The organism is Sorangium sp. So ce204, from assembly GCF_051526795.1.
Classification (GTDB): Bacteria; Myxococcota_A; Polyangia; order Polyangiales; family Polyangiaceae; genus Sorangium; species Sorangium cellulosum_B.
The window spans coordinates 11,018,744-11,042,325 of the sequence record NZ_CP150317.1 but is presented as its reverse complement, the minus strand read 5'-3'; the positions used below and the strand labels follow the sequence as shown (position 1 = coordinate 11,042,325).

Annotated in this window: 20 protein-coding genes; 5 read left to right on the top strand and 15 right to left on the bottom strand. The window is 70.0% G+C overall.

Annotated elements, in window-relative coordinates:
- Positions 1 to 54 precede the first annotated feature (54 nt).
- The 4 genes from WMF22_RS41615 to WMF22_RS41600 all read left to right on the top strand — a co-directional run bounded on the left by WMF22_RS41615 (position 55) and on the right by WMF22_RS41600 (position 5,620).
- Complete coding sequence (locus tag WMF22_RS41615) at positions 55 to 1,047, top strand: serine/threonine-protein kinase (protein WP_437295467.1); 993 nt, start codon at positions 55 to 57, stop codon at positions 1,045 to 1,047.
- Positions 1,044 to 2,369, top strand: coding sequence for a serine/threonine-protein kinase (locus WMF22_RS41610; protein WP_438033345.1), 1,326 nt, complete (start codon positions 1,044 to 1,046; stop codon positions 2,367 to 2,369). The genes WMF22_RS41615 and WMF22_RS41610 overlap by 4 nt, the downstream gene beginning before the upstream one ends.
- Before the next feature lie 61 nt (positions 2,370 to 2,430).
- Positions 2,431 to 3,414: a hypothetical protein gene (locus WMF22_RS41605; RefSeq protein ID WP_438033344.1), complete on the top strand. Its 984-nt coding sequence runs from the start codon at positions 2,431 to 2,433 to the stop codon at positions 3,412 to 3,414.
- A gap of 88 nt (positions 3,415 to 3,502) precedes the next feature.
- A complete protein-coding gene (locus WMF22_RS41600; RefSeq protein ID WP_437295464.1) occupies positions 3,503 to 5,620 on the top strand; it encodes an ATP-dependent helicase in 2,118 nt (705 codons plus the stop codon).
- A 27-nt stretch (positions 5,621 to 5,647) separates the two neighbouring features.
- On the opposite strand, the gene WMF22_RS41595 is transcribed toward WMF22_RS41600, so the two are convergent.
- Positions 5,648 to 7,312, bottom strand: a complete 1,665-nt coding sequence (locus WMF22_RS41595) for a nitrite/sulfite reductase (RefSeq protein WP_438033343.1) — start codon at positions 7,310 to 7,312, stop codon at positions 5,648 to 5,650.
- An 85-nt stretch (positions 7,313 to 7,397) separates the two neighbouring features.
- On the opposite strand from WMF22_RS41595, the gene WMF22_RS41590 reads away from it, so the two are divergent.
- Positions 7,398 to 8,594: a trans-sulfuration enzyme family protein gene (locus WMF22_RS41590; RefSeq protein ID WP_437295462.1), complete on the top strand. Its 1,197-nt coding sequence runs from the start codon at positions 7,398 to 7,400 to the stop codon at positions 8,592 to 8,594.
- On the opposite strand, the gene WMF22_RS41585 is transcribed toward WMF22_RS41590, so the two are convergent.
- The 14 genes from WMF22_RS41585 to WMF22_RS41520 form a co-directional block, all read right to left on the bottom strand.
- Positions 8,591 to 9,148 carry a response regulator transcription factor gene (locus tag WMF22_RS41585; RefSeq protein WP_438033342.1) on the bottom strand — a complete coding sequence of 186 codons (558 nt, stop codon included), beginning with the start codon at positions 9,146 to 9,148 and terminating at the stop codon, positions 8,591 to 8,593. The genes WMF22_RS41590 and WMF22_RS41585 overlap by 4 nt on opposite strands.
- 7 nt (positions 9,149 to 9,155) lie before the next feature.
- Positions 9,156 to 10,628, bottom strand: a complete 1,473-nt coding sequence (locus WMF22_RS41580) for a sensor histidine kinase (protein ID WP_438033341.1) — start codon at positions 10,626 to 10,628, stop codon at positions 9,156 to 9,158.
- Between the two features lie 193 nt (positions 10,629 to 10,821).
- Complete coding sequence (locus tag WMF22_RS41575) at positions 10,822 to 11,319, bottom strand: cytochrome C oxidase subunit IV family protein (protein WP_438033340.1); 498 nt, start codon at positions 11,317 to 11,319, stop codon at positions 10,822 to 10,824.
- A gap of 15 nt (positions 11,320 to 11,334) precedes the next feature.
- Complete coding sequence (locus WMF22_RS41570) at positions 11,335 to 12,021, bottom strand: cytochrome c oxidase subunit 3 family protein (RefSeq protein WP_437295458.1); 687 nt, start codon at positions 12,019 to 12,021, stop codon at positions 11,335 to 11,337.
- Positions 12,018 to 13,655 carry a cytochrome c oxidase subunit I gene (ctaD, locus tag WMF22_RS41565; protein WP_437295457.1) on the bottom strand — a complete coding sequence of 546 codons (1,638 nt, stop codon included), beginning with the start codon at positions 13,653 to 13,655 and terminating at the stop codon, positions 12,018 to 12,020. Before ctaD ends, WMF22_RS41570 begins: the two co-directional genes overlap by 4 nt.
- A 19-nt stretch (positions 13,656 to 13,674) precedes the next feature.
- Complete coding sequence (coxB, locus tag WMF22_RS41560) at positions 13,675 to 14,619, bottom strand: cytochrome c oxidase subunit II (RefSeq protein WP_437295456.1); 945 nt, start codon at positions 14,617 to 14,619, stop codon at positions 13,675 to 13,677.
- 30 nt (positions 14,620 to 14,649) lie between these two features.
- Positions 14,650 to 15,492 carry an SCO family protein gene (locus tag WMF22_RS41555; protein WP_438033339.1) on the bottom strand — a complete coding sequence of 281 codons (843 nt, stop codon included), beginning with the start codon at positions 15,490 to 15,492 and terminating at the stop codon, positions 14,650 to 14,652.
- On the bottom strand, positions 15,492 to 16,148 hold the full coding sequence (locus WMF22_RS41550) for a hypothetical protein (protein ID WP_437295454.1): 657 nt from the start codon (positions 16,146 to 16,148) through the stop codon (positions 15,492 to 15,494). Before WMF22_RS41550 ends, WMF22_RS41555 begins: the two co-directional genes overlap by 1 nt.
- 10 nt (positions 16,149 to 16,158) lie before the next feature.
- The gene (locus WMF22_RS41545) at positions 16,159 to 17,364 is read right to left on the bottom strand and encodes a hypothetical protein (RefSeq protein ID WP_438033338.1); all 1,206 of its coding nucleotides are present in this window, start codon (positions 17,362 to 17,364) and stop codon (positions 16,159 to 16,161) included.
- Complete coding sequence (locus WMF22_RS41540; protein ID WP_437295452.1) at positions 17,361 to 17,966, bottom strand: c-type cytochrome; 606 nt, start codon at positions 17,964 to 17,966, stop codon at positions 17,361 to 17,363. The genes WMF22_RS41545 and WMF22_RS41540 overlap by 4 nt, the downstream gene beginning before the upstream one ends.
- Positions 17,963 to 18,730 (bottom strand): DUF3341 domain-containing protein, encoded by a 768-nt coding sequence (locus tag WMF22_RS41535; protein WP_438033337.1) that lies wholly within the window; start codon positions 18,728 to 18,730, stop codon positions 17,963 to 17,965. Before WMF22_RS41535 ends, WMF22_RS41540 begins: the two co-directional genes overlap by 4 nt.
- The gene (gene nrfD / locus WMF22_RS41530) at positions 18,720 to 20,153 is read right to left on the bottom strand and encodes an NrfD/PsrC family molybdoenzyme membrane anchor subunit (RefSeq protein WP_437295450.1); all 1,434 of its coding nucleotides are present in this window, start codon (positions 20,151 to 20,153) and stop codon (positions 18,720 to 18,722) included. The genes WMF22_RS41535 and nrfD overlap by 11 nt, the downstream gene beginning before the upstream one ends.
- A complete protein-coding gene (locus WMF22_RS41525) occupies positions 20,150 to 23,149 on the bottom strand; it encodes a TAT-variant-translocated molybdopterin oxidoreductase (RefSeq protein WP_438033336.1) in 3,000 nt (999 codons plus the stop codon). The genes nrfD and WMF22_RS41525 overlap by 4 nt, the downstream gene beginning before the upstream one ends.
- Entirely contained in the window at positions 23,146 to 23,577 is a 432-nt protein-coding gene (locus WMF22_RS41520) for a cytochrome c3 family protein (protein ID WP_438033335.1), read from the bottom strand. The genes WMF22_RS41525 and WMF22_RS41520 overlap by 4 nt, the downstream gene beginning before the upstream one ends.
- Positions 23,578 to 23,582: the final 5 nt, after the last annotated feature.

The following is a 23,582-nucleotide window of genomic DNA, read 5'->3' as shown; positions in this document are numbered from 1 at the left end:
CGAACGAAGGCGCCGGCGCTCCGCCGCGCGCCCCCGCGAGGGAGGTCGACGGACATGGTGCAAAAGAGAGACGGACAGCCGCTGCCGGGGACTTCCTACCGTGTGCTCCGTCGGATCGGGGCAGGCTCGTGCTCGGAGGTCTTCGAGGTGACCGGGCGCCGCGGCCAGCTGCGCGCGCTCAAGCTGCTCCGCGCCATGCACGAGGGGTCGAGCGAGATCGGAGCGCGCCTGGTCCAGGAGGGGCGCGCTCTCTCCGCGCTGAGCCACCCCCACATCGTGAAGGTCGAGGAGGTCGGCGTGACGAGCGACGGCCGGCCCTTCCTCGTCATGCCGCGCCTCTTCGGCGAGACGATGCGCGAGCGGCTCGACGCGCGCGGACCGCTCGCGACGCCCACCGCCGTGCACATCGCCATCCAGGTGCTCGGCGGGCTCGCGGCGACGCACCGCGCTGGCATCGTCCACCGCGACATCAAGCCGGCGAACGTCTTCCTCGCGCAGGCGAGCTGCGCCGAGCAAGGCGTCGCCGATCTGGAGAGCGCGCCCGGTGTGCCCGAGGCCGAGCACGCCGTGCTCATCGACTTCGGCATCGCGAAGGTGAGCCGCGAGGGGCTGGAGCCGTCGACGGGCTCGAACGTCCTCGGCACGCCGCGCTACCTGTCGCCCGAGCAGATCCGCGGCGAGGAGGTCGATGCTCGCACGGACGTGTACGCGGTGGGCCTCCTGCTCTTCGAGGCGATCACCGGGCGCGGGCCGTTTCCGGTGGTCGACTCGATGGCGGTGATGCGGGCGCACCTCAACACACCGGCGCCGCGGCTTCGCTCGCTCCTCTGGGTGCCTCACGCGCTCGATCATGCGGTCGCGCGCGCGCTCGAGAAGGATCCGGGGCTCCGCTGGCAGACGGCGGACGCGATGGCCGCCGCGCTCGCGGAGGCGCTGGGCGAAGGCGGGGGCAGGGAGACGCCGGCTCACGGCGGAGCAGGGCGCGCCGCGCCGCCGGACGGCGAGCGCAGCGCGCGGGCGCCCCTCGCGGCCGGAGAGGCGCGATGAGCGGCGCGTCCGCCGAGTGCTCCGGGGCGCGCACGCTGCTCTACGCGCGCGCGGTGTCGCTCGCGCCGAGGGCGCCTCTCGCGCGGTCGATCCGCGCGCCGGGCGAGGGCGAGCCGCTCCCCGGCACACCGTATGTCGTGCTGCGCCTGCTCGGCCAGGGCGGCATGGGCGAGGTGTACGAGGTCGAGCACCGGGCGCTCGGCCGCCGGTTTGCGGTGAAGGTGCTGCACCGAAGCCACGCCGGCCGCAGCGATCTCTCGGCGCGCCTGCGCGCCGAGGCGCGCTCGATCGCCCGCCTGCGCCACCCGGGTCTCCCCGACGTGTTCGATCTCGGCGTGACCGACGGTGGCCGCCCCTACTTCGCCATGGAGCTCCTCGAGGGGCGCGATCTCCGGACCGAGCTCGCGCGCCTCGGCGTGGTCGCGGTCCCGACCGCGCTCGACCTGGTCCTGCAGGCCCTGTCCGCGCTGTCGCTCGCGCACGCGGCGGGCATCGTCCACCGCGATCTCAAGCTCGAGAACCTGTTCCTCTGCGACGACGGCACGCTCAAGGTCCTCGACTTCGGCGTCGCGAAGCTCCTCCACGCCAGCGCCTCGCTGACCGCCCCGGACGCCGTCATCGGCACACCCAGGACGATGGCGCCCGAGCAGTGCGCCGCCCAGCCGATCGATCCGCGCGCGGACATCTATGCGATGGGCCTCGTCCTCTACGAGCTCGTCGCCGGGCGAGGCCCCTTCGACGAGCTGCGCGGCCGGGGCGACGCGCTTCGCTTTGCTCACTGCGAGCAGGAGCCTCCTCCTCCCTCGCGCTTCGCGCCGCAGCCGATCCCGGCGGCGCTCGAGCGGCTGATCCTGCGCGCGATCGCGAAGGCGCCCGAGCATCGCTTCCAGACGGCCGCCGACATGGAAGCCGCTGTGCGCCGAGTGCACGTCCGGTTGCACGACGGATCGCAGCCGAGCGCCGGGCCGGTGGTCAGCGCGACCGCGCTCACCCCGACCGCGGCCGACGCCGTCGCGGCCCGCACGCCTGCGTGTGGCGATGCATCCGCCGAGCTGCTTCGCCGACCGCTGCTCGCCGCGTCGGCCGGCGCCGCGCGCCTCTCGCGCCGCCCGAGGGCGCGCTCGACGCGGCGCGCACCTCCGGCGCGGCCCGTCGCCCGTGCGGCGTCGCGCGCCTCCGCGCTCGCCGTCTGCGCGCTCGCCGTCGCGTCGGCCGCGCTCGGGCTCGCGCTGGCGCAGCGCTGGATCGCGGCCAGCGAGCACCCCGCGCCCGCGCCGCCGTCCGCGCCCGCCGCGGCGCAGGCGCGCTCGGCTGTAAGGTAGCCTCGCCGCGCCCGTTCTCTGGTCGACACCGCAAATGCGGAGTGGAGGGACCATGAACCGGATGCGACGAATCGGGCTGGCTTGTTTGGCGATATCGCTCCTCGCGGGCGCCGCCGGCTGCGGCGGCAGCACAGCGGCCCGGCCGGCGGACTCCACGGCAAAGGGGGGACACGCGATCACCGGCGCTCCCGAGCCCTCCAGCGCACAGGGGTTCCAGGACGGCGCCGCGTTCGACGAGCCGGGCGCGCCCGCCGCGCCGCCGTCGCCCGACGCCTCGCCCGCGGCGCCTTCGGCCGAGCTCGAGCGGCCTTCCGCCACGGGCGGCGCCTCGCGCGCCGAGGGGGCCGCGCGCAAGGCGCCGAGCAGCCAGGTCGCGCCGGAGCCCATCGATCGTCCGGGCCTCGGCACCCAGTGGGGTGAGACGCGCGTGTCGCGCATCTCGACCGCGCCGTTCGTCCGGGCCGACGTGAACCGCCCCTTCGTCGTCGCGAGCCTGTTCTACAACGACGCCGAGGGCGCCCGCGCCATGGCGAGCGCGTCCGGCTTCCGCCGCACGTCGCCGCAGGCGTTCACCCTGGCGGGCGGCGCCGTCGCGGTCGGGCTCCGCGGCGAGGGCGGCGGCTTCCTGAGCGGCTTCGTCGCCGGCGAGAAGAGCCACGTCATCGGCGAGGCCGGCCAGCGCTACAGCATCGTGCTGCGCAACCTCACGCCGACCCGGCTCGAGTGTGTCGTCTCCGTCGACGGCCTCGACGTCATGGACGGCCAGGCCGCGACGTTCAGCAAGCGCGGTTACCTGATCGAGCCCCACGGCGAGCTCGAGATCGACGGCTTCCGCCAGTCCGTCGACACGGTCGCTGCGTTCCGCTTCGGCTCGGTCCGCGGCTCCTATGCGAACCAGAAGCACGGCGACACGAGGAACGTCGGCGTGATCGGCGTGGCCCTCTTCAACGAGCGCGGGACGACGCCATGGACGTTCGACGAGGTCCAGCGCCGCCGGGAGGCGAACCCGTTCCCTGGGCAGTTCGCCACGCCGCCCGGCATCTGAGCCTTTCCAGCGGGCATCTCGCGCCTCCTCCGCGCTCCGACAAAATCAAGCTCCCGCTCCGCCGCGCGCCGGGCTAGGCCACGGCACGGTGTCGGACTTATTGAACCCGTCTCAACGTGCGGCCGTCGAGCACGAGCTCGGGCCAATGCTGGTGCTCGCCGGCGCAGGCTCCGGCAAGACCCGGGTGGTGACCACGCGGATCGCCCGCCTCCTCGATCGCGGCATCCCGGCGCGCTCCATGCTGGCGATGACCTTCACCAACAAGGCCGCCGCCGAGATGCACGAGCGCGTCGGCAAGCTCGTCGGCTCCAAGGTCGCGCGCGAGCTCAAGGTCTGCACCTTCCATCGCTTCGGGCTCGACGTGCTCGGCGCGGAGACCCGCGCCCTCGGCCTGCGCGGCGGCTCCTTCGCCATCTTCGACCAGTCCGACGCCCTGGGGGTCATCCGCGAGATCCTCCGCGAGCTCCGCGCCGGCAAGAGCTACGACGTCAGCGCGATCCTCTCGCGCATCTCGAACGCCAAGAACGCGTTCCTCGACGCCGAGACCTGGGCCGAGGCGCAGCGGCAGGGCAAGGGCATCGACGAGTACGACGAGATCTCGATGCTCGTGTACCCGCGCTACATGGCGGCGCTGCGCTCGTTCCAGGCGTTCGACTTCGACGATCTCATCTGCGAGGTGGTCCGCCTGTGGCAGGCGCGCGCCGACGTCCTCGAGCGCTGGCGGATGCGCTACCGCTTCGTGATCGTCGACGAGTACCAGGACACGAACCGCGCCCAGCTGGAGCTCCTGCGCCTGCTCTGCGGCGAGCACCGCAACGTGGTGGTCGTCGGCGACGACGACCAGTCGATCTACGCCTGGCGCGGCGCCGACGTGCGCAACATCCTCGATTTCGAGGAGCACTTCTCCGGCGCGAAGGTCGTCAAGCTCGAGCACAACTACCGCTCCCGCAAGCCGATCCTCGACGTCGCCAACGCGGTGCTCGCCAAGTCCGGCGCCCGGCGGCACAAGAAGTCGCTCATCGCCACCCGCATCGAGGGCGACAAGGTGCGGTCCATCATCTGCGTGGATCCCGACGTCGAGGCGAGCTTCGTGGCCACGGAGGCGCAGCGCCTCCTGGAGCGGGAGGCCGCGCGGCCGAAGGACATCGCCGTGCTGTACCGCTCGAACCTCCAGGCGGCCGCGATCGAGTCGGCCCTCAAGGAGCGGCAGATCCCGATCCGGATGATCGGCGGCCAGCAGTTCTTCGAGCGCAAGGAGGTCAAGGATCTCATCGCCTACCTCCGCGTCGCGCTCAACCCGGGTGACGAGATGTGCCTGCGGCGCATCCTGAACTACCCGGCGCGGGGCATCGGCGACGCCGCGGTGGCCAAGCTCGGCGCCTACGCGACGGCGCACGACGCGTCGCTCTGGACGGCGGTGTCGCGGCCGCACGCCGTCCACGAGCTGACCGCCGCCGCGATCGAGGGCTGCCGCCAGCTGCTCCGGATCATCGAGGCCACGCGCGCGCGGTTCGAGCGCGGCGAGCCCTCCGCGGAGGTCGCCCGCGCGCTCCTCGCCGACGCCGGCTTCAAGGAGGACATCATGGCCGGCTCGTCCACGGCCAACGCCGCGGCGCGCCGCTGGGGCAACATCGAGGGCCTGCTCAACGTCTTCGCGCGCCGCGACGAGAAGGGGAAGGGGGACCGCGCGAGCTTCGCCGAGTTCCTGCGGCTGCTCGCCCTGCGGCAGGACTCCGAGGAAGAGGAGGCCACCGACCGGGTGACGCTCACCACGATGCACGGCGCGAAGGGGCTCGAGTTCCCGTACGTGTTCGTGATCGGCCTGGAGGAGGGGCTGATGCCTCACCAGCGCAGCCTCGACGAGCGCGCCACGGACGCCGCCCCGAGCGGCGCGGAGGGCGGCGACACGGGCGGCCACAGCATCGAGGAGGAGCGGCGGCTCTTCTACGTCGCGGTCACGCGGGCCCGCGATCGGCTCTACCTCACGCGGGCGAAGCACCGCGGCTCGCGCGGCAAGATGGTGCCGAGGACGCCGAGCCGGTTCATGCTCGAGATCCCCCCCGAGCTCCTCGAGGAGCGCGAGGAGCTCGCGCCGGTCGCCCCGGGGATGGAGAAGGTGAAGGCAGGCGCGGCCGGCGTGCTGGCCGCGCTGTCGATGAACCCGTTCGCTGGAGATCCCCCCCTCATCCCGCGCCGCCGCACCTGAGCGGGGCGCGGGACGGCGGGGACTCCGTCAGAGGGCGCCCTCGGCGGCGGCGAAGCCGGCGCGGGTGATCTCCTGCACGCCCTTGCGCGAGACGAAGTCGCGGAAGCTCTCGCCCTCGGCGCGGCCGGCCATATAGAAGCGCGCGATCGCGGCGATGACCTTGGGCGTCTCCTCCTCGGGGATGCGGCCGTCGAGGCGCTCGCCGATGCGCGCGCTCGGGCCGCAGCCGCCGCCCACGCGGAGCGAGTAGTGCGGGCGCTCGACGCCGTCCTTGCCCTTCACCATCAGGCCCGTCATCCCGATGTCCGCGACGTGGTGCTGACCGCACGAGTTCGGGCACCCCGAGATCTTGATGTCGAACTCGCCGAGCGCGCTGACGAAGTCGTCGGCCTCCTGGCGGCTGCCGTTCGGCACCAGGTGATCCCGGATGCGCGCGCCGACCTCCATGCTCTTCGTGATGGCGAGCGTGCAGTAATCGCCGCCCGGGCAGGTCACCACGTCGGTGATGTGCCCCGAGTCCGCCTCGGCGAGGCCGATCTGCGAGAGCTCGCGGTGCAGGTTGAGCAGCTGCCCCTCCGGCACCCAGCGCAGCACGAAGTTCTGCGTGTTCGTCGCCCGCACCTCGCCGTTGCCGTAGCGCCGCGAGAGGTCGGCCAGGCGCCTCAGCTGCTCGCTCGTGATGTCGCCGAGCGGCAGCTTGACCGTCGCCACCCGGTAGCCGGTCTGCGTCTGCGCGATCGTGTTGGTCCGCTTCCAGCGCGCGAACGCGCCGTCGCCGAGCGTCTCCCGCAGCGGCGTGAGCGGGGGCGGAGCGCTCTCCCGGTACCCGGCCACCTGCTCCGCCAGCTCGGCCGCGAGCGCGTCGCCGCGCTCCGCCTTGATGCGAGTGAACTCCTCGTCGAGCCGGCGCAGGAACTCCGCCTCGCCGATCTTGCGCAGCAGGAACTTGAGGCGCGCCTTCTTCCGGTTCTTCCGCTCTCCGTCCCGGTGGAACACGCTCACCACGGCCTCGCACACCGGCAGCAGATCGGACTCCGGGATGAACTCCTTCCAGCGGTGCGCGATCTCGGGCGTCGAGCCGAGCGAGCCGGCCACGTAGACCGCGAAGCCGCGCCCGCGATCGCCGATCTTCGCGAGAAGCCCGACGTCGTTGATCATGATCTGCGCGTGATCGCGCGCGCTCCCCGAGAAGGCCACCTTGAACTTCCGCGGCAGCCTCCGGTTGTGCTCGTGGAAGAGGAAATGCTCGGTGACCGCGTGCGCATAGGGCGTCACGTCGAACACCTCGTCCTCGACCACGCCAGCGAGGTGGGACGCGGTGATGTTGCGCAGCGTGTCCGCGCAGGCGCCGACCGTCGTCACCCCCGCGCGCACGAGCACGCGTTGCAGGTCGATCGTCTCCTCGATCTCCAGGTAGTGGAGCTGGATGTCCTGGCGGGTCGTGACGTGCGCTAGCCCGCGACCCCACCGCTCCGTGACTTCCGCGAGGGCTTCCAGCTGCGCAGCCGTGAGCTGCCCTCCAGGGATCTTGATCCGCTGCATGTGCTTCACGTGCGCGAGCTGCGCGTAGACGCCCATGGCCAGCCGCAAAGGACGGAACTGGTCGGGGGTCAGCTCACCACGTTTGAATTTGGCGACGTTCTCGGCGTGTACGTCGATGGCCGCCGCAAGGCGCTCGACTCGTTGCGACATAACCGATGGTATTCCCTATATTTCCGACGCGTCAAGTGCGACAATTATCACGGCCGGTTCCACGAGGGTTCCAGCCCCCAGCACCATGAAGACCGCTCTGCCGAACTCGACCGAAGCCGTGCACGCGGGCGTACTCCGCCAGCGCCCCTCCCACACCCTCGCGCCTGCGATCGCGCAGACGGCGACCTACACGTTTGCGAACACGGCGGACCTCGAGCGCTATTTCGCCGGAGGCGACGCGGATCCCGAGCGCCAGGAGTACGGCCGTTACGGTAACCCCACCGTGCGTGAGGTCGAGCAGCGCATCGCGGCGCTCGATCGCGCCGAGGACGCCCTGCTCTTCGCGAGCGGGATGGCGGCGGTGACGACCACGGCGTTCGCGCTCCTCAAGGCGGGCGACCACGTCATCCTCTTCCGCGACGTGTACCGCCGCACGCGGCAGTTCGTGATCAACGTGCTCTCCCGGCTCGGCGTCGAGCACACGCTGATCGACCCGGGCGCGTTCGATCAGCTCGAGGCCGCCATCCGGCCGCGGACCCGCTTCGCGCTCAGCGAGTCGCCGACGAACCCCTACCTGCACTGCATCGACCTGTCCCGCTTCGCCGAGATCTGCAAGAAGGCGCGGGTGAAGACGGTCGTCGACGCGACGTTCGCGACCCCCTGCAACTCCGACCCGATCGGCCGCGGCATCGACCTCGTGGTCCACAGCGCCAGCAAGTACCTGTCCGGCCACAACGACGTCCTGGGCGGCGCGGTCTCCGGATCGAGCGCGCTGATCTCGCTGATCCGCGACATGCGGAGCGTCCTTGGGGGCATCATGGATCCCCACGCCGCGGCGCTGATCGGGCGCGGGATGAAGACGCTCGCGCTCCGCGTCGAGCGGCAGAACGCGACAGGGCTCGCCGTGGCGCGCGCGCTCGAGGCGCACCCCGCGGTGGAGCGGGTGTTCTACCCGGGGCTCCCGTCGCACCCGGATCACAAGGTCGCGGCCGAGCAGATGCGCGGCTTCGGCGGCGTCGTGAGCTTCACCGTGCGCGGCGGGCGAGAGGCGGCGTCGCGCGTCGTGGACGGCGCGCGCATCGCCGCGATCGCCCCGAGCTTCGGCGGCGTGGAGACGCTCATCGAGCAGCCCTGCATCATGAGCTTCCACGAGCTCAGCGACGAGCAGCTCGCGGCGATCGGCATCTCCCCCGCGCTGATCCGCCTGTCGGTCGGCATCGAGGAGACCGAGGACGTCGTGAGGGACGTCCTTGGCGCGCTCGACGCGCTCGGCGCGGCCTAGCCCCCGAGCTTCTTCAGCTTCCGCTGCAGCGTCCGCCGGTCGATCCCGAGCAGCTTCGCCGCGGTGGCCACCACGCCGCCCGACTCCCGGAGCGCGGCGCGGATCGCCTCGCGCTCGAGATCGTCGAGCTTCAGGCTCCCCGGCGGCGGCGTCGGCGCCGCCGAGGCCGAGGGCGGGGGCCGCTGGCGATCCCGGAGGCTCGCGGCCTCGCGCAGCAGCTTGTCCGCGTCGACGGGCTTGCTGAGCAGCGTGTCGGCGCCCTCGCGCATCGCCGCCACCGCGAGCGGGATGTCCCCGAACCCGGTCAGCATCACGATCGCCGCGTCGGGCTGGAGCTTGCGGTACTGGGCGAGCGCGCTGAGCCCGTCGCCGCGCGGCATGCGGTAGTCGATGACCACGAGGTCCACCGGCTCGTACTCGAGCGCCACGAGCCCCTCGTCGATCGTCGCCGCCGTCCTCGCCACGACCCCGCGGCGGCGCAGCGCGCCCTGCAGGGTCGTGCGGAACGCGTCGTCGTCGTCCACGAGGAGCGCCGTCTCGATCCGTCGCGTCATCTTCACCTCAGGCGGCCCCGGAGCGCTTCAGCGCGCCGGGGAGATCCGCGTCCATGGGGCCCGTGCCCCCGTCGAGGCGGAGGCGCAAGGTCGCCTTCGCGCCGCCGGTCTCGACGCTCTCCATGCGCAGCACCGCGTTCATGCGGGAGGCCATCATCGAGCTGATGTAGAGCCCGAGCCCCATCCCTCCCTGCTCCATCTTCGTCGTCTGGAACGGCTCCCCGAGCCGCCCGGCGATGTCGGGGTTGAGCCCCGGCCCGCTGTCGGAGACCGCGATCTCGCAGAGGTCGCCGCGCTCGACGACGCTCACCTCGATCCGCTGCTCGGTCGAGTCGGCCGTCGCCTCGGCGGCGTTGGCGAGCAGGTTCACGAGCACCTGGCAGAGCGCCGGCCGCAGCACGTCCGCCAGCACCGGCCGCGGCGTGTCGAACGCGAGCTCGCCGCGGTAGCCCAGCCGCGCGAGCTCGACCTTCGCCAGGTCGCGCACGAAGCGGGTGAGCTCCAGCGGCTCCATCCGCTGATCGAGCCGGATCTGGCCGCGCATCAGCCCGATGATGTCGCTCGCGCGCCGCGCCTCGCCGGCCACGGTCTCGGCCATGCGCGCGGCGTCCTCGGAGCCCGTCTCGCGCGCCACGTCGACGAGGTCCTTGCTCGCGAGGAGGATCGTCGCGAGCGGCGTGCTGAGCTCGTGCGACATCCCGCCGACCATGCGCCCGAGCATCGCCAGCCGCTCGTTCCGCTGGCTCTGCTGCCGGAGCTCCTCGAGCCTGTGCGCGTAGACGACGACGAAGAAGCCGAGGAACAGCGTCAGCGACGTGAGCGACACGAGGTCGCCGAGCCGCCGGATGCGCTCGCCGCCGAGCGGCGCCGCGTCGAGCGGCAGCGGCGTCGCGTACGTGAGCACGGCGATGGCGGCCAGCGTCAACAGGCCCACGAGCACGGTCGTGCGCCGCGGGCAGAGGAGGCCGGAGAGCGCGATGTGGAAGGCGAGGAAGACGGCGAAGGGGTTCGCCAGCCCGCCCGAGAACCAGAGCATCCAGGCGTTCGCGATCACGTCGCCCACGAGCTGGGCGCGCGCGTGATCCTGCGCGGGCTCGCGCGCCGAGGGCTCGCCCCCGTCCGCCCGGCGCGCGCGCCGGACCCGGAAGGTCCAGGCGACGTTGGCCGCCGCGATCGCGGTGATGCCGACGATCAGCGGAGCGAGCCCGAGGTCGGGGACGAGCTTCCTGCCCGCGACCGTTGTCGCGATCATCCCCGCGATCGCCCCCCACCGCAGCTGGATCAGCCACCTGTCGGCGGTGTCCCAGGAAGGGGGCTTCGGCCCGGAGAGCAGGACCGCGAGCCGCCGGCGCGCCGCAGGGGGCGCGCTGCTCTTGGCGGGGTCGTGCCCTGCGTCAAGCGACCATGGCTGGAAGGAGGAGTGCATCCGCGCGCGGACAGGGGGGCTTTCCAGAGCGCGGTCGAGGCGTCCGGCGTCCATCCCGGAGCAACCTTCCGACGTTGCCTTGCATCCGCTCCCTTGTACCGCGCACGAAAGCCGCGAGCACGCGCGAGGTGCGCCCCGGCCCACATCCGGGGGGTGTCAGGAAAAACCCCAGCGAATACCGGGGCTTGTAATTGTTGGCTGGATTACGTTCGGCCTCGCGCCGGCGGGGCGCTCGGCCCCGGGCCGGTCACTTGGCCTGTTCGGCTCCGTTGCCTTGCGCGCCGTGCGCGGGCGGCGGCGGCGCCTTCTGCGCCCGCTTCATCCTCCAGTCGTCGGCGGCGCGCTTGCCGTCGAACGGCGCCTTGATGTCCGCCGGCCGCTCGGCCTCGATCTCCTCGGCCCGGCCGCGGTTGGCCGTGTCGAACATCGTGAAGCCGATGAAGATCGCCAGGAAGATGAGCGACGACGCGAAGATCAGGGTGTGGAACTTATGGTCCCACTTGAGGTGCATGAAGATGAGCGCCACGACGCCCGCCTTCGTCGTCGCGATGAGGACCGCGATCGCCAGGTTGGCCGCGCCGAGGTCGACGTAGCTCGCGCCCACGGTGACGACCGTGAGCACGAGCAGCGCGAGCCACGTCGCGATGTAGACCTTGAGCGGCAGGACGTGAGGCACGTGGTCCGCGCCGTGGCCATGGCCGTGCCCGTGCCCGTGCGCGCCAGCTGCTTCTGCGTGTGTCGACATGCTGTCCTCTAGGCCTCAGCCCACCAGGTAGAGCAGGGGGAAGAGATAGATCCAGATGAGGTCGACGAGGTGCCAGTACAGCCCCACCCCTTCGACCGGCGAGTAGTAACGGCTCGAGAACTCACCGCGCAGGTTGCGGATGAGGATCCACGTGATGAGCCCCATCCCGATGACGACGTGCAGCCCGTGGATGCCCGTCATCATGAAGTAGATGGCGAAGAACGTCCCCGCGTGGGCCGTGGTGAAGCCCTGGGCGGTGAAGTACTTCCCGGGCAGGAGGCCGTCGTGGAACTTGTGCTGGTACTCGAAGTACTTGATCACGAGGAACACGGCCGCGCAGAGCAGCGTCACCACGAGCAGCCGGGTGGTGGTCTTCTGGTCGCTCTTCTGCGCAGACCGGACGGCGAGCGCCATCGTGAGGCTGGAACAGATGAGCACGATCGTGTTGATGCCGCCCATCACCTTGTCGAGGTGATGGTGGGCCTCCACGAACGAGTCGAAGAACCAGCCCCGGAAGATGGCGAACGCGCAGAACAGCCCGCCGAAGAGCAGGATCTCCGTGACCAGGAAGAGCCAGATGCCCATCCTCCCGGCGTCGAACTGCGTGTCCGCGGAATCGAAATGATGGGCGACGTGGAAGTTGGGGGACAGGACCGGACCTGCCTTGTTCGTCCGGTCGGCGGCCTCGGCGTGCGCGCTCATGCGTTCTCCGTGTTGAAATCGTAGGCGCCCTTGGTCACGACCGGGGTGCGGACGAAGTTCTCGGTGATGGGCGGGGAAGCGGTGGTCCACTCGAGGCTGAGCCCGCCCCAGGGGTTCGCCGGCGCCGGCGCGCCGGAGCGCAGCGACTTGATGAAGCAGATGGTCATCACGAGGAAGCCGGTGCCCAGGATCCACGAGCCCACGGTCGAGAACGCGTGCAGCGGCTGGAACTGGTCCAGGTAGTTGTAGTAGCGGCGCGGCATCCCGCGGCTGCCCAGGACGAACTGCGAGAAGAACGTGACGTTGAAGCCGATGAAGATGAGCACACAGGCGACGGCGGCGAGCTTCTCGGAGTACATCTTCCCCGTCATCTTGGGCCACCAGTGGTGGAGCCCGCCCATGAAGGCGATGACGGTGCCGCCCACCATCACGTAGTGGAAGTGCGCGACCACGAAGTACGTGTCGTGCAGGTGCAGGTCGACGCTGAGCATCCCGAGGAAGACGCCGGTGAGCCCGCCGATCGAGAAGAGGATGAGGAACGACAGCGCGTAGAGCATCGGCGCGTTGAAGCTGATCGAGCCGCGCCACAGCGTGGCGGTCCAGTTGAAGACCTTGACGCCGCTGGGGATGGCGACGAGGAAGGTCAAGAACGAGAACATGATCGCCGCGAACTCGCTCTGGCCGGAGGTGAACATGTGGTGGCCCCACACGAGGAAGCCGACCAGCGCGATGGCGATGCTGGAGAACGCGATCGCCTTGTAGCCGAAGATCCTGCGCCGCGCGTGCACGGCGATGAGCTCGCTGATGATGCCCATCCCCGGCAGGATCATGATGTAGACGGCCGGGTGGCTGTAGAACCAGAAGAAGTGCTGGTAGAGCACCGGGTCGCCGCCGAGCGCCGGATCGAAGATGCCGATGTTGAACGCGCGCTCCGCGATGAGCAGCAGGAGCGTGATGCCGAGGACCGGCGTGGCGAGGATCTGGACGATGCTGGTCGCGTAGATCGCCCAGAGCATGAGCGGCATCTTGTACCAGCCCATCCCGGGCGCCCGGAGCTTGTGCATCGTGACGATGAAGTTCAGCCCCGTGAGCACGCTGGAGAAGCCGAGGATGAACACGCCGAACGTGACGCTCAGGACCGACGTCGTGGTCACCGTGCTCGAGTACGGCACGTAGAACGTCCAGCCGGTGTCGATGCCGCCCGTGACGAGCGACGACAGCGTGAAGAGGGCGCCGATCCAGTAGAGGTACAGGCTGAGGAGGTTCAGCTTGGGGAAGGCGACGTCCTTCGCGCCGATCATGATCGGCAGGAGGAAGTTGCCGAGCGCGCCGGGGATGCTCGGGATGATGAACAGGAACGTCATCACCGCGCCGTGGAGCGTGAACATCTGGTTGTAGGTGTTCGCGCTCATGAGCGTCTCCTTCGGCGTCAGGAGCTCGAGCCGGAGGATCAGCGCGAAGAGCCCGCCCATGCCGAACGCGATGAACGTGCTGATGAGGTACATCAGGCCGATCCGCTTGTGATCGACCGTGGTGAGCCACGACATGATCCCGCTCTGGGCCCGGATGTAGTCCGCTCCGTGGCCGCCGGCGGGTGCCGTATTGACGTCGAGGGTTGTTACGGTCTGCGACATGACTGCTTCTCCCCGGCGCTCACTTCACCGACTTCAGATAAGCGATGAGCGCGTCCACTTCTCTGTCCTTGAGGAGCCCCTTGAACGACGGCATCACCGGCGGGTAGCCGCGAACGACCTGGCCGCCGGGGTTGAACAGGCTCTCGCGGAAGTAGTTCTCGTCCGCGATGAGCTTGGATCCGTCCACGAGCTCCTCCTCTCGGCCGAAGAGCCCCTTGAGCGACGGGCCCTGGATGCGCGTCCCGTCGAGCGAGTGGCAGGTCGCGCAGCTCCGCTTGGCGAAGAGCAGCTTGCCGAGCTCCTCGGGCGGCAGGTCGCTGTTGTTGTTGCCCTCGAGCCACTTCTCGAAGTCCGACTGCTCCAGCACCTTGACGGTCGCCAGCATGTCGGAGTGACCGGAGCCGCAGTACTCGGTGCACAGGAGCACCGTCTCCCGCGTCTCCGTCGCCTCGAACCACAGCGACGTGTACGACCCCGGGACCACGTCCTGCTTCACGCGGAACTCCGGGATGTAGAAGCTGTGGAGGATGTCCTTCGAGCTCATGATGAGCCGCACCGGGCGCCCCCGCGGCACGGCGAGCTCGTTCACCGTCGTCGTGCCGTCGGGGTAGGTGAACGTCCACAGGTACATCTCGCCCGTGACGTTGATCTCGTACGACTCGGCCGGCGCCACGGAGGCGTGCACGTAGCCGCGCAAGCCCACGAAGAAGAGCGCGATCACGATGGCGAGCGGGATCAGCGTCCACACGACCTCGACCGTCGTGCTGTGATCGATGGGGCTCGTCTTGTCGCGCTCGCTGCGCCGCCGGTACTTGAGGGCGAACAGCACGACCGCCCCGGAGACCAGGATGAAGAAGAAGACGGAGACCCAGTAAGCCGCAGCCCAGCCGGCGTCGATGTGCTCAGCGAGCGTCGAGCCCTGGCGGGGCAGCCAGAAGGAGCCGAGTTCGATCGGGTTTTTCATCACCATAGTTGTGGCTCCGCCACCTTGTATCTAGGAAGCCTCGTTTACACGCGCCCTCGTGCGGGAGCGTTCAGTCCGCCAGAAGCGAATGAGCCAGAGCCCGATGAGCACGACGGTGACGACGCCTGACGCCATCATCAGCCGCCTCGTCGCCAGGACGTACCCTCGGGCGTTGGGATCGTAATGGAAACAGAACAAGAGCACCCGATCCCAGGCGCTCCCGACCTGCCCGCTGCCCGCTTCGCGCAGCGCGAGGCCGAAGTTCTTCTGCGGGAAGGAGATGCCGTACAGCGTGCGCGACAGGCGCCCGTCGGGCGTGAAGACGAACGCGCCCGCCGCGTGTGCGTACTGCTTGGTCGTGTCGTCCCACCGGTAGTGGAAGCCCACCGCGTCGGCGAGCGCGCGCACCGACGCCTCGTCTCCGACGAGGAAGTCGAAGCCGTCGCCGGTGACCGGCTTGCCGTACGCCTCGATGTAGTTCGCCCGCTTCTTGCGCGCGGCCTCGGGCGTGTCGCGGGGGTCGAAGCTGACGACGAGGGCGCGGTACTCCTGACCCGCGGTCCAGGCGCTCTCCTTCATGGCCTGGAGCACGCCGTTCAGGACCAGCGAGCACAGCATCGGGCACTCGAAATAACCGAGCACCAGGACGAGGGGCTTGTCGCCCGCCGCATATTTGGCGAGCTCGACCTCTTGCCCCGACTGGTCGCGGAGCCGGAGCTTCTGCGGGAGCAGGGCTCCCGGCCGCTCCTCGATGTCGATGCCGGCGAGCTCGGTCGGAATGGTCGTGTCCGCAGCTCGCGCGCTCCGCGCCGGGGTGACCGTGGCCACCACGAGCGCGAGAACGGCGAGCAGGGCAGACAGCGGGCGGGACATCACTGCTCCGGAGCGGGGGTCGCCGGGGCCGCGGGCTTGGGCGCCGCGCCCGAAGGCGCGGCGGGCTTCACCGCGCCGTCCGCGGGCTTTTCGGGCTTCACGGCGTCGGCGGGCTTGGCCGTCTCGGCGGGCTTCGCGGGCGTGGCCGTCTCGGCGGGCTTGGCGGCGTCCGAGGGCTTCGCCGCGTCCTTGTCGCCCGGCTTCGCTGCGTCCTCGCCCTTCGACGGCTCGCCGGCGGCGGCGCCCTCGGCGGGCTTCGCCGCGCCGTCCGCGGGCTGCGCGCCCTCGGTCGTCGCGGCGGGAGCGGCCGCGGTCCTCACGCGCCTCTCCTGGTAGTCCTTCAGGGTGAGCGCGACGGCCTGATCGACCGGGATGCGGACGACGCCCTTCTTCTCGTCGGCCCACTGGTAGTGGCTGAGCCGCTCCTTCTCCCAGGCCCGCAGGCTGCGGACCCCGCTGCTCGGCGGCTCCAGCACCTTGGTCGAGATCTCCCGCTCCATCGTCGCCTTGAAGATCTCGTTGACGAAGAGCACGGTCACCACGATCGAGAGCAGCGTGGCGATCACGATCACGAAGATGAGCGAGTTGTTCGGTCGATCCACCTCGGCCTGGGCCTCGGCGTGATCGGTCGCTGTGTTGTCGGTCGCTTCGCTCATGGCCGGCTCCTTACGGGTTGTCGATCCGAGCCGCTTCGGCAAGGTGAGGGTCGTTCAGGGGATACAGAGGGCTCTTGGCCGCCTGGAGCGCGAGCATCCAGGCGCCCACGCCCAGGGGGCCGAGCAAGCCGGCGAGGTCGATCCAGCTCAGGTGCGCGCCGTGGTGATCCACGTTCGGCATGACGAGCCAGTAGAGGTCGACGTAATGCATCACGAGGAGGAGCACCGACGCCGCGCCGAGCACGAGCGGGCTCCGCTTCGCGTGCCGCGACAGGAGGACGAGGAACGGAACGACGAAGTGCCCGAACAGCAAGGCCAGGCTCACGACCTTCCACGAGCCCTCCCAGCGGTGCTGGTAGAAGATCGTCTCCTCCGGGATGTTCGCGTACCAGATCAGGATGAACTGCGAGAACGCGATGTAGGCCCAGAAGATCGTGAAACCGAAGAGCAGCTTGCCGATGTCGTGCTGACGCTCGACGTTGCTCACCTTGCGCAGGAGCCCCGCCTTGTGGAGCGCGATCGTGATCAGCGCGAGCGCCGAGAGGGAGCTCGTGGCCGCGCCGGCGAACACGTAGACGCCGAAGATCGTCGAGTACCAGTGCGGGTCGATGCTCATCAGCCAGTCGAACGCCGCGAACGAGATGGTCAGGGCGAAGACGATGACGGCCGGGGCCGCGCCGGCGCGCATCCTCGCGGTGGGCCGGAAATCGGCGCTCTTGTCCTGCGCGCGGGAGGTCTTGATGAACCAGAGCGCGAGGCCCGCCCACGCCGCGAGGAACACCGCGGCGCGGATGTAGAAGAACGTCGGGTTCAGGTAGGGCGCCTTCTGGTGGAGCACGTGATCGTTCGCCGCCTCGGGCCCCATCCAGTGATGGTAGATGTCGTGGGCGAGCACCGCGACCGGGAGGAAGAGCACGATGCAGGCGGGCAGGACGCCGCTCATCCACTCCATGTGGCGGCGCGCGGCCGCCGACCAGCGCGCGCGGGTCAGGTGCTGGATGATCACGAAGAACAGCGCGCCGAGCCCGATCGTCACGAGCCACGTGAAGCCGGTGAGGTACGAGAACGCAAAGCGCTTCGCGTCGGAGACCGCCGCCGCCGCCGAGAGCACCACGCCGACGATCGCCAGCACCATGCTCCCCGAGACGAGCCGCTTCGCGACCGCCGGATCGAGGACCTTCTTGTCCTCGGCCAGAGCACTTCCGTGGGACTTCATGGAGTTCCGCTCTCCTTCGCGATGTTGCCCCGCTGGGCCTCGGGCACGTCGTCGATGCGCGCGTGCTGGCTGTGCTGCAGCGCGCGCACCCACGTGACGATCGCCCACCGGTCCTTGACCGGGATCTGCTTCCGATAGGACGGCATGTTGCGCACGCCGTTCGTGATGACGTTGAAGATCTCGCCGTCGGGCAGGCCGATGGCCCGCTCGGACGCGAGGTCGATGGGGGGCGGGTACCCGCGCTTCACCACCATGCCCTGGCCGCTCCCGCTCTGGTCGTGGCACGGCGCACAGTAGATGTTGAAGCGATCCTGGCCGCGCCGGATCACCGCCTCATCGACGGTGATGGGCGCGAACGCCAGGAACGTCTCGCCTTCCTTGCCGGTGCGGTAGGCCTCGCTCTCGTCGAGCGCTCCCTGAGCCACCGTGCCTTCGACGATCGGCCGCATCGCCCGCCCGTCGGGGAACAGGCGGGTGCCCTCCTCGGGCTGGAACTTGGGCTGCCAGTCCATGTCTCCGAAGAGGTGGATCGGCGGATCGCTGCTCGCCTGTCCGCGGCAGCCCGCCAGGACGACGAGGAGGGGAATGCACCAGCGCTTCACGAGGAGACCTCCCGGATGCCCTGGGCGCCGAGGCGCTGGAGGAGGTTGCGCGTCTCCGTGGAGTCGAACTTCGGGTCGCTCGCCTCGACGCTGATGAAGAAGGCGTCGTCGGTCGCCCGCGGGAACGAGGGGTGCGTCATGGTGGGGTGGAACAAGGTGGGCAGGCGCCCGAGCGCGAAGAGCCCGAAGAAGCACGTGAGCGCCGCGAAGAGGACCGTGAGCTCGAAGAAGATGGGGATGAAGGCCTGGTACGAGAACGACGGCTTGCCGCTGATGATGAGCGGATAGTCGTAGTACTGCGTGTACCAGGCGAGCGCGATGGCGCTGGCGAGCCCCGCCGTCCCGCCGCCGAGCACGAGCCACGGCAGCGGAGACGGCTTGAGCCCCATCGCCTTCTCCAGCCCGTGCACGGGGAACGGCGTGTGCGCGTCGAAGCGGCTGTACCCGGCGTCCCGGAGCGCCTCGCACGCGTGGAAGATGTCCTTCGGGGTCGTGAAGTAGCCCATCACCCCGAACAGGGCCGACTCGCCGTCCGCCTCCTGCTCGGCCTTGCGCTCCTGCTTGCGCTCGACCGCGAGCGCGGCCTGACCGTGCGGCCCGCTCTCGCGGGGCTCGTCGTACTCCGCGTCGTCCTCGGGCACGTGGCCCTGCGGCTTGATGTCGGGCTGGCTGTCGCGCGCGGAGTCCTTGAGCGCTCGTGCCTCCTCGGCCGAGGCGGGCTTCCCGGAGCGCTTCTGGCGTCGAGCATCGCTGTTACGCTGCATGATGAGCCTCGTCGTTGCTGTGCGAGCCGTGAGGATCGGCCGCCGCCGTGACCCCCTTCACCTCGCTGATCGCGACCATCGGCAGGTAGCGGACGAACAGCAGGAAGAGCGTGAAGAAGAGGCCGAACGAGCCGAAGAACGTCGACATGTCCCAGATGGTCGGGCGGAAGTAGGTCCAGCTCGAGGGCAGGAAGTCGCGGTGGAGGCTCGTCACGATGATGACGAAGCGCTCGAACCACATCCCGATGTTGACCAGGATCGAGATGATGAACATCGCCGGGATGCTGGTGCGCACCTTCTTGAACCAGAAGAGCTGCGGGAAGATCACGTTGCAGCTCACCATGGTCCAGTAGGCCCAGGCGTACGGGCCGAGGATGCGGTTCCGGAAGGCGAACTGCTCGTAGCCGTTGCCGCTGTACCAGGCGATGAAGAGCTCCATCCCGTACGCGTAACCGACCATGGTGCCGGTCGCGACGATGACCTTGTTCATGTTCTCGAGGTGCCTCATCGTGATGAGCCCCTCGAGACCGAACGCCTTGCGCGCGAAGACCATCAGCGTGACGACCATCGCGAACCCGCTGAAGATGGCGCCCGCGACGAAGTACGGCGGGAAGATCGTCGTGTGCCAGCCGGGGACGATCGAGACGGCGAAGTCGAACGACACGATCGTGTGCACGCTGAGCACGAGCGGCGTCGAGAGCCCGGCGAAGATCAGGTAGGCCTTCTCGTAGTGGAGCCAGTGGCGGTGCGAGCCGCGCCAGCCGAGGCTGAGGATCCCGAAGACGATCTGCTTCGTCCGGGTCGTGGCCCGGTCGCGGATCGTGGCGAGATCGGGGATGAGCCCGACGAACCAGAAGAGGGTCGAGACCGTCGCGTACGTCGAGACGGCGAACACGTCCCAGAGCAGCGGGCTCTTGAAGTTCGGCCAGAGGCTCATCTGGTTCGGGATCGGGAACAGCCAGTGGGCGAACCAGATCCGGCCCAGGTGGGCCACCGGGTAGATGGCGGCGCACGCGACCGCGAAGATCGTCATCGCCTCCGCGGCGCGGTTGATGCTCGTCCTCCACTTCTGGCGGAAGAGGAAGAGGATGGCGCTGATCAGCGTGCCGGCGTGGCCGATACCGACCCAGAACACGAAGCCGGTGATGTCCCACGCCCAGTTGACCGTGGTGTTCAGCCCCCAGATACCGATACCGGTCCCGACGAGGTGAACGAGCGAGCCGGCGAGGATGAACAGGATGCTGATGGCAAGGCACAGCAGGATGAGCCACCCGGGGGGGCGCTTGCTGAGGACGATGCCCGCGACTTTGTCGGTGAGAGAGCGGAAGTCGTCCTTCCCCTGCACGAGCGGCGCCTCGTCCAAGAGGGCGGCGCGGTCCGAGAGCCGGGGGTGTTCGACCTGGAGGGGTGCTGTGGCGCTCATGCGTCGGCGAGCTCCGGGTTCTTGTTGCGGATCTTGGCGAGGTAGGTGACCCGCGGCTTGGTGTTGATCTCGTCCAGCAATCTGTAACCGCGCGGGCTAGCGGCCGTGGCGGCCACCTGGCTCTTGGGGTCGTCGAGGTCGCCGAAGACGATGGCCTGCGTCGGGCAAGCGCCCTGGCACGCGGTCACGATCTCGCCGTCCTTGATGTGCTCCCGCCCCTCTCGCTTCGCGTCGATCTTGGCGTGGTTGATCCGCTGCACGCAGAAGGTGCACTTCTCCATGACGCCCCGCGATCGCACGGTGACGTTGGGGTTGAACTGCATCTTCCGCTCCTCCGAGTCCGGCTGGCCGTACTCGAGGAAGTTGAAGCGACGGACCTTGTAAGGGCAGTTGTTGGCGCAGTACTTCGTGCCGACGCACCGGTTGTACGCCATGTCGTTCAGCCCCTCGGGGCTGTGCGTCGTGGCGGCGACCGGGCAGACCTGCTCGCACGGCGCGTTCTCGCAGTGCTGGCAGGGGAGCGGCTGCGAGATGCTCTCCGGCTCGTTCGGGTCCGTGCCCTGGAAGTAGCGGTCGATCCGGAGCCAGTGCATCTCGCGGGTCTGCCGCACGCCGTCGGCGCCGACGACCGGGATGTTGTTCTCGGCCTGGCAGGCGACGACGCACGCGTTGCAGCCGAGGCAGGCGTTGAGATCGATGGTCATGCCCCAGGCGTGCCCCTGCCGCCGGTTCGGCTCCTTGAACAGGCTGAGGAGCGGCGGCACGTGGACCTGCTTCTGGGCGAACGCCGCGTCCTTCTGGAACTCGGCGAGCGTCCCCTCCCGCGCGAGCGGGCGGCCCTCCATCACGAAGTGCTCCTGGGTGCGCGCGAGCTCGACGACCTCGCCGGTCTTCTCCAGCGAGAAGCCGCCGGCGAGCTCGAAGGCGTCGCTCTTCCGCAGCGGGGTCGTGTCGACGCCGACGCCCTGGCCGACCCGGAGCTTCGCGCGCCGCCCCTGGCCGATGGTGATGCCCACCGAGTCGTCCGCCTGCCCCGGCGCGACGAGGACGGGGATCCGCACCGACGCGCCGCTGCCCGTCAGCGTCACGACGTCGCCGTCCTTCAGGCCGAGCCGCGCCGCCGTCGAGGGCGAGAGGTTCGCGGCGCTGCCCCAGGTGAGCTTCGTCATCGGGTGGGGCAGCTCCTGGAGCCACCCGTTGTTCGCGAACCGGCCGTCCCACGCGTGCACGTCGGGCCGGAAGGTCACCTCCAGGCCCTCGCCCACGGCGGGCGCGAACGCCCGCAGCGCCTCGATCGCGCCCTGCGCCGCGGCGGCCACCTGCTCGTCCGCGAGCTGACTCCCCGCGACGAGGCCGTCGTGCAGCGCGCGGCGGAAGTCGTCCTCGGTGCGCTTCGCGCCCTCGGCGGTCAGCCAGGTCGCCCGCACCAGGTCGTACGCCGTCCGCGAGCCGCCGAGCAGGAGCTCGATGACCTCGGCGTCGGTCCTGCCGCCGAAGAGCGGCGCGATGAGCGGCTGCGCGATGCTGGCCGTCCCGTCCTCCGCCCGCACGTCGCTCCACGACTCCAGCGCGTGGGCGCGGTTCAGGTGCCATTTGGTGCGCTCGCTCGTCTCGTCGACGTGCGTCGAGACGTGCACGCTCGCGGGCACCTTGGCGAGGGCGTCGGCGAAGCGCGCGTCCGCGGGCGCGTCGAAGGCCGGGTTGCCGCCCAGGATGATCAGCGTCTCGACCTCGCCCTTCTCGATGGAGCGCGCGAGCTCGACGAGCGCCTCGGGGCCCTCGCGCGAGTCGTCGAAGGGCGCGACGAGCCGGACCGCCTTGCCCGTGTTGTCGAGCGCGAGGTTGATGAGGTGCACGAGCCCGTGGACCTCCTTCGGCAGCGAGCGCCCGGCCACGACCGCGCCCTGGCCGCGGTTCGCGGCGAGGTCGGCGGCGATGGCGGCGACGTGCCGGGTCGCCTTGGCGTCGAGCCCCTCCGATTTGCCCGCGAGCGCGCTGAGCAGCTGCGGGTCGAGCGCGACCCCGCGCTTGCCGAGCTCGGTCGCGAGGGCGAAGGCGAAGGCGGGGATCTTGCGGCTCTGGATGCGGAGCCGGTGATCCGCGGCCGCGCCGGTGATCGTGAAGGTGCTCTCGACGGAGTAGAGGCGGTTCATCGCCGTCGGGTCCTTGTCGACCGCGCGGCCCGCCGTGAACGCGCGCCCCTGCTTGAGCGGGCTGCCGTCGGAGGCGAACAGGTCGGCGTCGAGCGCGACGATCACGCGCGCCTTCGTCAGGTCGAGCGTTGTCTCGAGCGGCTTGCCGAACGCGAGCCGCGCGCCCTCACGCGCGGCGTCGCGCGAGAAGGGCTCGTACCGGACGACGCGCGCCTCGGGCAGCGTCTTGCGGAGATCGGCGAGGCGCGCGGCCAGCGTCGGCGAGCGGTGCGCCTCGGTCAGGATCGTGAGCCCCTTGCCGCCGCGGCCGCGGAGCTTGTCGCCCTCGGTGCGGAGGAACGCCGCGGCGTCGTCCCACGACTTTTCGTTCGCGCCCTCGCGCGGCGACTTGCTGCGATCGGGATCGTAGAGGTCGAGGATCGAGGCCTGGATGTGGAGGGTGGTCCCGCCGACGCTCTCGGGGTGCTTCGGGTTGCCCTCGATCTTGGTGGGCCGCCCCTCGTGGCTCTCGACGATGACGCCGAAGGCCGTGCCCATCATCGGCAGCGCCGTCGCGAAGAACAGCGGCTTGCCCGGGATGACCTCCTCCGGGGTCCGCGAGTACGGAAGGATCTGCTCGACAGGCCGGCGGCAGCCCACGAGGCCGCCGAGCGCGAGCGACGCGCCCATGAGGCTCAGGAACGTGCGCCGCCCGACGCCCTCCGGCGGCTCGAACGCCGCCGGCGGGAACTCGCGCCCGAGCGCGTCGACGAAGTCGGGCGAGCCGGAGAGCTCGCTCAAGCTGCGCCAGTAGGTCTTTCCAGAGATGTCCTGGGCGAGGGGGAGGGGAGTTCGTTTACTCATCGGTGGCACCCCGAGCAGTGGAGCGGCGCCTGCACCTGCCGCCCGGAGGAAGTGACCGCGGGCACGCGATCTTGGTAAGGCTCGTGGCTCGCAGGGATCCCGGCGCCCGCCATGGCGGCCGTCGCGGGTGCCATATCCATCTTGGTGACGTCGGCGGGATTGCGGAGGTTGGGACCCGGATCGCGGTGGCAGTCCAGACACCACCCCATGGTGAGCGGCTGGACCTGCCGGACCTTGTGCATCTGGTCCACGCGTCCGTGACAGCTCACGCAGCCGACCCCTGCGGCCAGGTGGGCCGAGTGGTCGAAATAGGCGTAGTCCGGAAGGTTGTGGACGCGCACCCAGGGGATGGGTTGATCCGTCGCCCAGCTCTCCTGCACGAGGAGGAGCTTTTCGCTGTCCCGCCGCACCTTGGCATGACAGTTCATGCACG